10 protein-coding genes are annotated in these 12,411 nt (G+C 41.8%); all 10 read right to left on the bottom strand.

Annotation, left to right across the window (positions count from 1 at the left end):
- Positions 1-29: 29 nt before the first annotated feature.
- Positions 30-1,418, bottom strand: coding sequence for a cell division protein FtsA (gene ftsA, locus QHT84_RS10375; protein ID WP_283239494.1), 1,389 nt, complete (start codon positions 1,416-1,418; stop codon positions 30-32).
- Positions 1,419-1,424: 6 nt separating this feature from the next.
- Positions 1,425-2,147: a cell division protein FtsQ/DivIB gene (locus QHT84_RS10370; protein WP_283239493.1), complete on the bottom strand. Its 723-nt coding sequence runs from the start codon at positions 2,145-2,147 to the stop codon at positions 1,425-1,427.
- Entirely contained in the window at positions 2,144-3,484 is a 1,341-nt protein-coding gene (gene murC / locus QHT84_RS10365; protein ID WP_283239492.1) for a UDP-N-acetylmuramate--L-alanine ligase, read from the bottom strand. Before murC ends, QHT84_RS10370 begins: the two co-directional genes overlap by 4 nt.
- A 34-nt stretch (positions 3,485-3,518) precedes the next feature.
- Entirely contained in the window at positions 3,519-4,619 is a 1,101-nt protein-coding gene (murG, locus tag QHT84_RS10360) for an undecaprenyldiphospho-muramoylpentapeptide beta-N-acetylglucosaminyltransferase (protein ID WP_283239491.1), read from the bottom strand.
- Positions 4,620-4,656: 37 nt separating this feature from the next.
- A complete protein-coding gene (locus QHT84_RS10355) occupies positions 4,657-5,967 on the bottom strand; it encodes an FtsW/RodA/SpoVE family cell cycle protein (protein WP_283239490.1) in 1,311 nt (436 codons plus the stop codon).
- A gap of 68 nt (positions 5,968-6,035) precedes the next feature.
- Positions 6,036-7,370 (bottom strand): UDP-N-acetylmuramoyl-L-alanine--D-glutamate ligase, encoded by a 1,335-nt coding sequence (gene murD / locus QHT84_RS10350; RefSeq protein WP_283239489.1) that lies wholly within the window; start codon positions 7,368-7,370, stop codon positions 6,036-6,038.
- Positions 7,370-8,596 (bottom strand): phospho-N-acetylmuramoyl-pentapeptide-transferase, encoded by a 1,227-nt coding sequence (mraY, locus tag QHT84_RS10345; RefSeq protein ID WP_283239488.1) that lies wholly within the window; start codon positions 8,594-8,596, stop codon positions 7,370-7,372. Before mraY ends, murD begins: the two co-directional genes overlap by 1 nt.
- Before the next feature lie 3 nt (positions 8,597-8,599).
- Complete coding sequence (locus QHT84_RS10340) at positions 8,600-10,060, bottom strand: UDP-N-acetylmuramoyl-L-alanyl-D-glutamate--2,6-diaminopimelate ligase (protein WP_283239487.1); 1,461 nt, start codon at positions 10,058-10,060, stop codon at positions 8,600-8,602.
- Positions 10,060-12,069 (bottom strand): penicillin-binding protein, encoded by a 2,010-nt coding sequence (locus tag QHT84_RS10335; protein ID WP_283239486.1) that lies wholly within the window; start codon positions 12,067-12,069, stop codon positions 10,060-10,062. The genes QHT84_RS10340 and QHT84_RS10335 overlap by 1 nt, the downstream gene beginning before the upstream one ends.
- A complete protein-coding gene (locus QHT84_RS10330) occupies positions 12,060-12,407 on the bottom strand; it encodes an FtsL-like putative cell division protein (protein ID WP_283239485.1) in 348 nt (115 codons plus the stop codon). The genes QHT84_RS10335 and QHT84_RS10330 overlap by 10 nt, the downstream gene beginning before the upstream one ends.
- Positions 12,408-12,411 lie beyond the last annotated feature (4 nt).

Raw genomic sequence — 12,411 nt, 5'->3', positions numbered from 1 at the left:
TGAAACACATCGGGCTTCTTTCTTGTCCTTTATTCGGCGTTATCTAAAAAATCTTTGATTTTGTCTACATAACGATCAAAAAAAGAACGTTTAATTTGTTTTTCAGCGGTTTCGGCTTCCTCTTTTTCTTCAGCCGGCGGTGCAACTGCAACTACTGGTGCTTCCTCTGTTTTAGGTTCAAAAACCGGTTGTTGCATAGCCGGTCTCGGGGCTTCGGCCACGACTTCTTTCAGTTCTATTTTGTATGCACTGTTCGAATTGTTTTGAATGCTGTTCATTACCAATCCTACGGCTGTAGCATACAACGGGCTTGAAATTTCTTCTCCCGAATTCCCGGCCAAATGCTCGTTCGGATAACCGATACGCGTATCCATTCCGGTAATGTATTCCACCAATTGCTTGATGTGCTTGAGCTGTGAACCGCCTCCGGTTAACACGATTCCTGCAATCAATTTTTTGCGCGGATCTTCGTGACCGTACGCTTTGATTTCGGTGAATACTTGTTCGATAATCTCCACCACGCGGGCGTGAATGATTTTCGATAAATTCTTCAACGAAATCTCTTTAGGATCTCTTCCTCTCAATCCCGGAATAGACACAATTTCGTTGTCTTTATTTTCGCCCGGCCAAGCCGAACCGAATTTCACTTTCAATAATTCTGCTTGTTTTTCGATAATCGAACAGCCTTCTTTGATATCGTCGGTAATGACATTTCCTCCGAAAGGCACCACAGCCGTATGACGTATGATTCCGTCTTTGAAAATCGCCAAATCGGTAGTACCGCCACCGATGTCAATTAAGGCAACACCGGCTTCTTTTTCTTCCTGACTCAACACCGCATCGGCTGAAGCCAAAGGTTCCAACGTTAAGCCCGATAATTCGATACCTGAACTTTGGATACATCTGCCTACATTTCTGATGGAAGACGCTTGTCCGACCACCACATGGAAGCTGGCCTCCAAACGCGCACCGTACATTCCGATAGGTTCTTTAATTTCCGATTGCCCGTCGATTTTAAATTCCTGCGGCAACACATGGATGATCTCTTCGCCCGGCAGCATGGCCAATTTATTTACTTGATCGATAAGCAACTGAATGTCGCGACCACTGATTACTTCCTCTGCATTATTTCTGATCACGTAGTCGGTGTGTTGGATACTGCGGATGTGTTGTCCTGCGATTCCTACTACGACGTCGTTGATTTTGTAACCCGAATTATTTTCTGCTTCTAAAACCGCTTGTTGGATAGATTGAATAGTTTGTGTAATGTTGTTCACCACACCGCGCGCCACACCAAGGCTTTTGGATTTACCGACACCCAAAATCTCCAACTTTCCATACTCATTTTTTTTGCCAATCATGGCCACAATCTTGGTGGTACCAATGTCTAATCCGACTGCAATATTCTCTTTTTCCATACGCTTCTATTTAATGCAAACCACTTGCTTGGTAAACTTTAAATTAATTCTTCGGTATTTTTCCAAAATGCTGTCTGAAACGGCTTTTTGAAAAAAGGCTTTATAGTTTTTAAACTTTCTTTCGATGTTGATGGCGCGACCGAAATCGATTTGATAATCGTAATTTCTGTTAGCCATAATTAAGCTTCCGTTAGGCAGCACCTGCACCCCAATGATGTTTTTTTTCAAAAAATCATCTGTGGCAATCATCTTCAAAACTTCAGATAATTTTTCTTTTTTTACAGCTGTAATCTCCCCCGAAATCAGCGGTACTCTGGCCGTGTAATTATCCGATAACGGCATTTTATTTCCCTCATAATCAATATAAAAAGAACCCGCTTCGTCAAAAACCCTTCCCAGAGGTGTTTTTTGTTTCACCACCGCTTTTAAAACCCCGTCAACACTGACATATACATCCGCTTCTTCAATCATCGGATGACTGTTGACAGACTTTTCCAATTTATTCAAATCTAAACCATCTTTACGGATAGTTTTTAAGTCGTAATTTTTTTCTATTAACAATTTATTAACCGTTTTGGTCTCCAAAAAAAGACTGTTTTCACCCACAAAAACCACTTCGGTTTTCTTTATTTTTCGCACGGCATTTCGATGCGACGTAAAGGAAAACAGGAAGATGACCAAGCCAATCATCAAAAGCAATCTGATATTTGTCCACGTTACTATTTTCATGAGAGTGCCAATTTAATTTTAGGAACTAATTCACCGATATCGCCCGCACCAATGGTCACGATTACAGAGGCACTATTTTCCAGGATAGTCGGAATTAAATCGCCTTTCGAAACCAATCTTTTATTTGGATTTTCAATTTTAGAAAGCAACCAAGACGAGGTGACACCTTCGATAGGCAACTCGCGTGCCGGATAAATATCTAACAAAACAATTTCGTCGAATTGCGACAAACTTTGGGCAAAATCATCGGCAAAATCCTGAGTCCGGCTAAATAAATGCGGCTGAAAAACGGCCAGTACTTTTTGCCTCGGATACAATTCGCGCACCGCTTGATGCACGGCATTGATTTCGGTTGGATGATGGGCATAATCATCAATATAGACCAAATCGTTGGTTTTAATTTGGTAGGAAAAGCGACGTTGTATGCCTTTGAATGAAGCCAAGGCTTTAGCAATGGACTCGGTTGGGGTACCATAAGTCTTTGACATTGCTAAAGCCATCAAGGCATTCATTAAATTATGTCGGCCCGGCAGACCAAATTGCAAATCTGTAATCGTTTCCGATGGCGTTTGCACATCGAACACGTAATAGCCGTTTTGGATGCGAATATTGAACGCTTTGTACGTTGCTTCATCGTTGATACCAACAGTCAATCCTTCGAGCGGCAGTCCTTTCGGGACAAATAAATTGTTTTTATCGGTTACTTTATCGGCAAATTCGCGGAAAGAATCCTGAATAGCCGTAGCGTCACCGTAAATATCCAAATGATCGGCATCCATAGAAGTCACACAAGCAATGTTCGGGTGCAAATGCAGAAAGGAACGATCAAATTCGTCGGCTTCTACCACTGATATGGTTTTTCCGGTTCCTATTAAATTGGAATGGTAATTTTCGACTATACCGCCCAGAAAAGCCGTCACATCGGCTCCGCTTTCGTATAAAATATGACCTAAAATACTGGATGTTGTGGTTTTTCCGTGTGTGCCGGCCACCGCAAAACAAAAGGTATCCTTGGTGATTAACCCTAAAACTTCGGCGCGTTTTTTTACGACGTACTCTCTTTCTAAAAAATAGTTCCACTCCGAATGCGTAACCGGAACCGCCGGCGTAATGATGACCAAGGTATTTTCAATATAATAATCCTTGGGAATCAAATTGATATTGTCTTCAAAATGAATGGCCATACCGGACGCTATGAGTTCATCGGTCAGCATGGTTGGCGTTTTATCGTAGCCCGAAACATTTTTTCCGATATTTCGGAAATAGCGTGCCAAGGCGCTCATTCCGATGCCTCCGATGCCGATGAAATAGACGTTATGGATTTGGTTTAGATTCATTTTTAAAGTACTAAGGTGCTCAGGAGCTCAGGTCTTAAGGTTTCGTTTTTATCAATTTAATTATTTGTTCCACGATGTCTTTGGTCGCGTTGGGCTTGGCCAATTTTTTAATATTCTGACCCAATTCTTTTTGCCAATTTTCATCGTGTAATAACTTTGAAAAGGTCGTTTCAAAGTGTTCGTCCAACTCGCTTTCTCGTAAAAGGACGGCGCCGTTTTTTTCTACTATGGCTTTGGCATTTTTAGTTTGATGGTCTTCGGCCACATTAGGTGACGGAATAAAAATGACCGGTTTTCCCACCAAGCACAATTCTGATACCGAAGAAGCTCCTGCTCGCGAAATGACTACATCGGCAGTCGCATAAATCAAATCCATGCGGTCAATAAACGCAACCACTTGAACATTTTCTCTTTCATTGAAATGTTGGTATTCGTCGAAATACAATTTTCCGCATTGCCAAAAAACCTGAACACCACATTCTGAGAGAAAATCCAGTTCTTTTGCGATTAATTGGTTTACCCTTCTGGCGCCAAGGCTTCCACCCAAAACTAATAGCGTTTTTTGGTTGGGATTTAAGTTGAAATAACTGATACCTTCATTCCTTTTGGCTTCCACTTCCAACAAATCCTGACGCACCGGATTGCCGGTGAAAACAATCTTTTCTTTTGGAAAAAATCGTTCTAAATTTTCATACGCCACACAAATGGCATTGGCTTTTTTACTCAACAACTTGTTGGTAATGCCGGGGTAGGAATTTTGTTCCTGAATTACCGTTGGAATATTCATACTGTTGGCCGCCTGCAATAAAGGTCCGCTGGCAAATCCTCCGGTTCCGATGACTACATCGGGTTGAAATCTTCTGATAATTTTTCTGGATTTCCACAAACTGCTCATGAGTTTTAACGGAAACAACATGTTTTGCAAGGTTACTTTGCGTTGCAAACCGGCAATCCACAACCCCTCGATGTTGTAACCCGCTTGCGGCACTTTTTGCATTTCCATTTTATCGCTGGCGCCTACAAAAAGAAATTCCGCCTCCGGGAAACGAGACTTTAATTCATTGGCAATCGCAATGGCCGGATAAATATGTCCGCCAGTACCGCCGCCGCTTAATATGAATTTAGGTTTGCTCATGTATTTTTATAATTCGCTACGAATGCACGACTGTTTTTTAATTTTTCTTCAAAACGGGCTCCAAAGGATTGGCTTTGTCTTCGATGGAATAATTCTCCAATTCGGTTTGTTCGGCAGCCAAGGATGCCGCTTCCTCTTCTTGGAGTTGCTTATCGATAAGACGTTGCAACGCCTCCTCTCTTTTTTGTTTCTCGGCCAACTCTTCGGCTATTTCTTCTTCTTTTTTCGTCACACTTAAAATAATTCCCAAGGCAATACAGGTCATCCAAATAGAACTTCCTCCCGAACTGATGAGCGGCAAGGTTTGACCCGTAACCGGAAACAATTCGACCGCCACCGCCATATTGGTCATGGCTTGAAAAATAATCGGGAATCCCAAACCGATAACTACCAGTTTTCCGAAAAGCGAATTGGCTTTATGCGCCGCCACCACAAATCGGAAGAGCAACAGCAAATACAACGACAAAACCAATAAACCTCCGAAAAGTCCGTATTCCTCTACGATGATGGCGTAAATAAAATCGGAAGACGACTGGGGCAAAAAGTTTTTCTGAACACTTTTTCCGGGGCCTAACCCGTAAATTCCTCCCGAAGCGATGGCAATTTTGGCTTTTTCGATTTGGTAATCATCTTCATCGGGTTTGTCACTGGTAAAATTATCGATACGATTAATCCAGGTATCCACACGATTCGGGAAAGCATCCGGGAAAGCCTTTGCCACTAAGATGAAGAACGTTAACCCGATAATTCCTGCAGCCAGAATAATCCCGATGTACTTCATGGGATATTTCCCGATAAAGGCCAACATAATAACCATGGCAAATATGAGGGCTGCCGTGGATAAATTGGCCGGTAAGATAAGGGCGATGGTGATGAACACCGGCGTCCATAAATCCCATAGAGACGATTTGAATGTAATGGGCGTTTCTCTGGATTTGGACAAGTATCGAGCCACAAAAACATACAATACGATAGAGGCTAACGTAGACGTTTGGAACGTGATTCCGATAAACGGAATTTGAATCCAACGACTGGCATTGGCTCCGTCGATAATGGTTCCTTTGAGCAAGGTATAGACCAATAAAATCCATACCACCGGCAACAACAACCTGGAAATGGTACGGAAATAATGATAGGGTACTTTGTGGATTTTGTACAGTATAAAAAATCCGACAAAGACTTGGGCACCGTGTTTTAACAAATACGTCAGCGCATTTCCGGAGCCGTGACGCATGTAAGCCAAATTACTACTTGCACTAAACACCGGCATAAACGAAAACAAGGCCAATAGGGCTACGAATGCCCAGATGACTTTGTCTCCTTTTAAACTGTGAATGAGTTCTTTCATAATATGTGGTTGCGCGTTTCGAGTTTATGAGTTGCGGGTTCTTATTTTAGCTTATCGATTCTAAGTTTTTATAAATTCTTTACGGCGGCTTTGAATTGATTGCCTCTGTCTTCGTAGTTTTGGAACAAATCAAAACTCGCACAAGCCGGAGATAACAACACGGTATCGCCTTTTTCGGCCAGATGTTTGGCAGTGTTCACGGCATCCCGCATATTATCCACTTCGACCATCATATCGACCACATCGCTGAAAGCGTCGATGATTTTTTTATTGTCTAATCCGAGGCAAATAATGGCTTTTACTTTTTCGCGCACTAAAGGCATCAACTCGCTGTAATCATTCCCTTTATCTACACCACCCACAATCCAAACGGTAGGCGCAGTCATACTGTCTAAGGCAAAAAATGTTGCATTAACATTGGTGGCCTTACTATCGTTGATGTATTGTACATTTTGAATTTTGAGTACTTTTTCCAAACGATGCTCCACCCCTTGAAAGTTGGACAAGCTTTCGCGAATGGTTTGCTTTCTGATTTTCATCAGTTGGGCTACTGAAGTAGCGGCCATAGCATTTTTAAGGTTGTGATTTCCTTCTAATGAAATGTCAGCGGTTTTCATTTCAAATTCTTCGTTGTTGATGATAATATCCATAGACTCGTTTTTTATAAAGGCTCCGTTTTCAAAAGTTTGCTTTAATGAAAAAGGAATTAGTTTTGCTTTGGTTTTGTTGTTTTTCAACCATTCGGAAATCGCTTCATCATCGGCATCATAGATGAGATAGTCGTTTTCGGTTTGGTTCATGGTGATTCTGAACTTTGATGCTATATAATTTTCATATTTGTATTCGTATCGATCCAAATGATCGGGACTGATGTTGGTTAAAATGGCTATTTCCGGTTTGTACTTGACAATGCCATCCAGTTGAAAACTGCTCAATTCCAACACATAGTAATCGTAATTCCCCTCGGCCACCTGCCAGGCAAAACTCTTTCCGATGTTACCCCCCAAACCTACATTCAGACCGCCTTCTTTGAGCAGATGATAGGTCAACATGGTGGTAGTCGTTTTACCATTACTCCCGGTTATTCCAATGGTTTTGGCTTGAGTAAAAGGAGCGGCAAACTCTATTTCGGAAATGACTGAAACCCCTTTTTCCAGCAATTTCTTCACGATAGGGGCTTTATCGGGTATCCCCGGACTTTTCATTACCACATCGGCATTGAGAATCAGCGCTTCCGTATGCTGCTCTTCCTCCCATGGAATACTATATTTGTTAAGAACGTCTTTGTATTTTTCGGTGATTTTTCCAAAATCGGAAACAAAAACCTCATATCCTTTTTGCTGTCCCAAAATGGCGGTTCCCACCCCACTTTCGCCTCCGCCTAATACAACCAACCGTGCCATTATCTCAATTTTAAAGTCACAATCGAAACGATGGCCAACAATACAGCCACTACCCAAAATCGGGTCACGATTTTACTTTCGTGGTATCCTTTTTTCTGGTAATGGTGGTGTAAAGGCGACATTAAAAAAATGCGCCGGCCTTCACCGTATCGTTTTTTGGTGTATTTGAAATAAGAAACCTGCAAAATCACGGATAGATTTTCGGCAAAAAAGATGGCGCACAATACCGGCAATAACATTTCTTTTCGTACCGAAATCGCCAAAACCGCTATGATTCCGCCTATAGTCAAACTTCCGGTATCGCCCATAAATACGGATGCCGGATACGAATTGTACCATAGAAATCCGATTAAGGCACCCACAAAAGCAGAGATAAACACCGTCATTTCTCCCGAATTCGGGATGTACATAATATTGAGGTAACTCGACAATATAATGTTACCCGAAACGAAGGTAAAAATACCCAGCGCCAATACTGATATAGCCGAAGTTCCGGCCGCTAAGCCATCGATACCATCGGTTAAGTTGGCACCGTTTGAAACGGCGGTAATGATAAAAATGACTATTGGGATAAATACCAGCCACGCCCAGTTTTGATAACCGTCGCCCGTCCAAGCGATAATTTGCGCATAGTCGAGCTCGTTATTTTTCATAAACGGAATGGTAGTCGTCGTTGACTTGTGTTCTACCGGTGCCTGCGTCACCACACTTTCGGTTTGGTTGATTGTGAGGGCTCCCGTGGCTCTTTCTCTTACCGTAACTCCCGGGTGAAAATACAATACAGAACCCACGATTAATCCTAAACCTACCTGACCAATTACTTTAAAAATACCTTTTAACCCTTGCTTATCTTTCTTGAATATTTTTATATAATCGTCAATAAACCCTATGGTTCCCATCCAAAGCGTGGTCACTATGAGTAGGATGATGTAGATATTATTTAACTTGGTTAATAAGACCACCGGAATAAGTGTGGCAATGATAATGATTAACCCTCCCATGGTTGGCGTTCCGGCCTTTTGTGTTTGTCCTTCCAAACCCAATTCTCTGACCGTTTCCCCTACTTGTTGGTTTCTCAGGAAGTTGATGATTTTTTTTCCGTAAATGGTGGAAATCATCAACGACAAGATGATGGCTAAGGCCGAGCGGAACGTAATGTACTGGAAAACGCCCGCTCCGGGAACATCCATAGTTTTGTCGAGGTATTCAAATAAATAATATAGCATCGTTTATTTATTTAGTTGTTCTAATAGTTCTTTTACCGTTTTCATATCGTCGAAATCGTAGCGAACGCCTTGAATTTCCTGATAGGTTTCATGCCCTTTTCCGGCAATCAGAATAATATCATTCGGTCTTGCCAACTGACATGCCGTTTTGATGGCTTGTTTACGGTCGACAATAGAAAGTGTTTTCTTGTGATTCTGAGGTTCTACTCCTTTTTCCATATCGGCTATGATATCAATAGGATCTTCGGTGCGCGGATTATCGGAAGTAATAATGACTTTATTACTCATACTGGTAGCGATATGCGCCATGATAGGACGCTTGGTTTTGTCGCGATCGCCGCCACAGCCTACCACTGTTATTAATTCTTCATTGTTACTCCGGATGTCATTGATGGTTTTCAATACATTTTCCAAAGCATCGGGTGTATGTGCATAATCGACTATGGCTGTGATTTTTTGATCGGAAACAATAAACTGAAAACGGCCCGACACACTTTCTAATTCGGAAAGTAATCGCAATACTTCCAACTTATCCAATCCCAATTCGACTGCCGTACCGTAAATGGCCAACAAGTTATAGGCGTTAAACGTGCCTATTAATCGCACCCAAACTTCGTTCTCATTGATCTTTAACAACAAGCCCGACAACTGATTCTCGAGAATCTGTGCTTTGTAATCGGCATACGATTTTAAAGCATAAGTCAGTTTACGCGCCGTTGTGTTTTGCAGCATCAACGACCCGTTTTTATCGTCTATATTCGTTAGAGCAAATGCCGTTTTAGGCAAATGGTCAAAGAATGATTTTTTGACATCGCGGTACTCGGCAAATGTGGCGTGGTAATCCAAATGGTCGTGGGACAAATTGGTAAACACGCCGCCGGCAAACTGTAAGCCTTCGGTACGTTTTTGATGTACGCCGTGGGAACTTACTTCCATAAAGCAAAACTCAACACCCGCGGCACTCATTTCGGCCAAATAATGATTGATGGTTAGTGAATCGGGCGTAGTATGTGTGGCTTTGTACTCGATGTCATCCACCAAAATTTTCACAGTAGAGAGCAAGCCTACCTTGTAACCCGCCTTTTTAAACAATTGGTACAACAACGAAGCAATGGTTGTTTTTCCGTTGGTTCCGGTGATTCCGACTAACTTTAAATTTTGCGACGGATTTCCGTAATAATTGGACGCTAAAAAGGCTAATGCGGCATTCGTATCTTTGACCTGAATATACGTGATACCCGTTACAATAATTTCCGGCATCGTATCACAAACAATAACGGTAGCGCCCTGATTAATTGCTTTCTCGACAAAATCATGCCCGTTGGAAACCGTACCGCGAATGGCTACAAAAACATCATCTTGTTGAATTTTACGCGAATCAAATTCAATTTTATTGATAGCTGTTTCGGTGGAACCCTTTACAACTTCAATAGCCACTTTATATAATATGTCTTTTAAAATCATCACGATAACTCCAATATGATGGTTTGATTTTTAACTAAGGCCGTTCCCGGTTGGATGGATTGTTTTTTTACTTTTCCAAAACCGATTACTTTGACTTTCACTTTCATATTTTCGAGAAGTGCTACGGCATCCATCCCGCTCATCCCTTTTACATTGGGGATGGTTTTCATGTCCGAATTGGCTTTCGTCTCAAATTCGGCATATACTTTTTCCTGCTTGGCTATTTTTTTATTCAGGTTTTTAATCTCGTTGGTAGACGGCGCATCGGTAAAGATTTTTTGAGCCACGCGTTTGAAAACCGGACCGGCCACATCGGCTCCGTAATAATTATTACCGGAGGTATTGGGTTTGTGTACTACAACAATACAAGAATATTTAGGGTTCTCTGCCGGAAAAAATCCGACGAAAGAAGAAATATAATGCTTATCGCTACCGCCGTTTTTCCCGTAATTGGCTTGAGCGGTACCGGTTTTTCCGGCCATCGAAAAATCTTTGGAATACAATTTTGCTCCGGTTCCTCTTTTAACTACATTTTGTAAAATGGCTTTCAGCTCCTTGATGGTTGCGTCGGAACATATCTTGGGATTGATGACTTCTTTGTCAAATTTTTTGATGGTTTTGTTCCATTCTTTGATTTCCGAAACAAATTGCGGTTTAACCATTTCACCATTATTGGCCACTGCATTGTAAAGCGTTAAGGTTTGCAAAGGTGTCACCGATACACCGTAACCAAAAGCCATCCAAGGCAATGATATCGCGCTCCAATGTTTGTCTCCCGGTTGCGGGATATAAGGCTTGCCTTCTCCCTGAAACGGCAATCCGAGTGGTTTGTTCAAACCCATACGGTCGATGCGATCGACAAATTCTTTGGGATTGTTTTTGTAATTCTCATATACCGCCTGAACCAATACGGTATTGGAAGAAACTTCAAATCCTCTGGCTAACGAAATTCGGCCATAACCGCCTTCGTGAGAATCACGCACTTTTTTGCCGCGGTATTCTATGACCCCACCGTTGCTGTCATATACTTTACTGGTATCAACCTTGTTGTCATCCAATAACGCAATCATATCGACCAATTTGAAGGTTGAACCCGGTTCATGCGATTCGGCTACCGCATAATTTTGGGTTTCAAAATAGGTCGAATCGGATTCTTTGAGTTTCCCCAAATTGGAAATCGCCCTGATTTTTCCGGTTTTGGTTTCCATCACGACCACGCAACCGTGCTCGGCATTGTAGTCTTTGAGTTGTTTTAACAAGGCGTGGTGCGCAATATCCTGAATATACACATCAATGGTAGAAATAACATCATAGCCGTCTTGCGGATCAATTTCGTTTTGGTCGCGTATGGGCTTCCACTGCCCTTTGGCAATTTTTTGCTTGAGCACTTTCCCGTCTTTACCGTTCAAGTACTTTCGGAACGACCACTCAATGCCTTTCCCTACGAGCTGACCGTTTTCGTTGATTCTTTCATACCCAATGGTTCGCTCGGCAATTTTACCTATCGGATGCTCGCGGATGGTTTCCTGCTCGGTAATCATACCCCCTTTGTTGGCTCCCAAATTAAAGAGCGGAAAACTTTTGATTTTGATATACTCGGTATAACTCAAATCACGAGCAATGAGCAAATAGCGATTTTTATTGAGGCGCGCCACTTTCATTTGCGAATGATAAAAACTGCTGGGTTTGCCCAGCATAACCGACAACGAATCCGCTAAGGCGCGAATGTTTTTATCAAAATCTTCACTTTTAGGCGCCACGGCATCAAATCGAATATTATAATTGGGAATTGAGGTAGCCAGCAAGCTGCCGTCGGCAGAATAGATATTTCCTTTATTGGCCGGAATCACAAAGTTTTTTACCGTTCTTTCTTTGGCTAATTTTCGGTAATAATCACCTTCTACCCACTGTATTTTGGATAGTTTGAAGGTAATCGCCAAAGCCATCAGAAAGAGACAGAAGGCCACTACGTATATTCGGTAAGAGATATGTTTATCTTCTACTGCCATATTTTTTGAAAGAAACTTTTTTCTACCGGTTTTTTAACTTTTATTTTTTGAGGCGGAACCGATGACGGGAAAATTTTTCGCTCTATCATTTTTTCCGACACTGTCGATTCCATTTTTAATTTCATCAATGCCGAACGCTTGTCGACAAACTCCGAACGTAATTCTTTGACTTCACTTGTTAGTTCGGCGATACGGAAAATTTTCTGATCATACCGATGCTCATTGGCAATCATCAAAATGGCCAATAAAATCAGGAACACGATAAAACGCCAATTTTTGGTAGCATCTTCATTAACTAAAAAACGGGCTTTTAATATGCTGTAGACTCCATTTTTCATGTGG

The sequence above is a fragment of the Flavobacterium sedimenticola genome, assembly GCF_030053345.1.
Classification (GTDB): Bacteria; Bacteroidota; Bacteroidia; order Flavobacteriales; family Flavobacteriaceae; genus Flavobacterium; species Flavobacterium sedimenticola.
This window is presented reverse-complemented; position numbering and strand designations above follow the sequence as displayed.

Excerpts from the sequence above, each read along its gene's own strand:
- ftsA (WP_283239494.1), bottom strand. The coding sequence starts at position 1,418 with ATGGAAAAAGAGAATATTGCAGTCGGATTAGACATTGGTACCACCAAG.
- QHT84_RS10370 (WP_283239493.1), bottom strand. The coding sequence starts at position 2,147 with ATGAAAATAGTAACGTGGACAAATATCAGATTGCTTTTGATGATTGGC.
- murC (WP_283239492.1), bottom strand. The coding sequence starts at position 3,484 with ATGAATCTAAACCAAATCCATAACGTCTATTTCATCGGCATCGGAGGC.
- murG (WP_283239491.1), bottom strand. The coding sequence starts at position 4,619 with ATGAGCAAACCTAAATTCATATTAAGCGGCGGCGGTACTGGCGGACAT.
- QHT84_RS10355 (WP_283239490.1), bottom strand. The coding sequence starts at position 5,967 with ATGAAAGAACTCATTCACAGTTTAAAAGGAGACAAAGTCATCTGGGCA.
- murD (WP_283239489.1), bottom strand. The coding sequence starts at position 7,370 with ATGGCACGGTTGGTTGTATTAGGCGGAGGCGAAAGTGGGGTGGGAACC.
- mraY (WP_283239488.1), bottom strand. The coding sequence starts at position 8,596 with ATGCTATATTATTTATTTGAATACCTCGACAAAACTATGGATGTTCCC.
- QHT84_RS10340 (WP_283239487.1), bottom strand. The coding sequence starts at position 10,060 with ATGATTTTAAAAGACATATTATATAAAGTGGCTATTGAAGTTGTAAAG.
- QHT84_RS10335 (WP_283239486.1), bottom strand. The coding sequence starts at position 12,069 with ATGGCAGTAGAAGATAAACATATCTCTTACCGAATATACGTAGTGGCC.
- QHT84_RS10330 (WP_283239485.1), bottom strand. The coding sequence starts at position 12,407 with ATGAAAAATGGAGTCTACAGCATATTAAAAGCCCGTTTTTTAGTTAAT.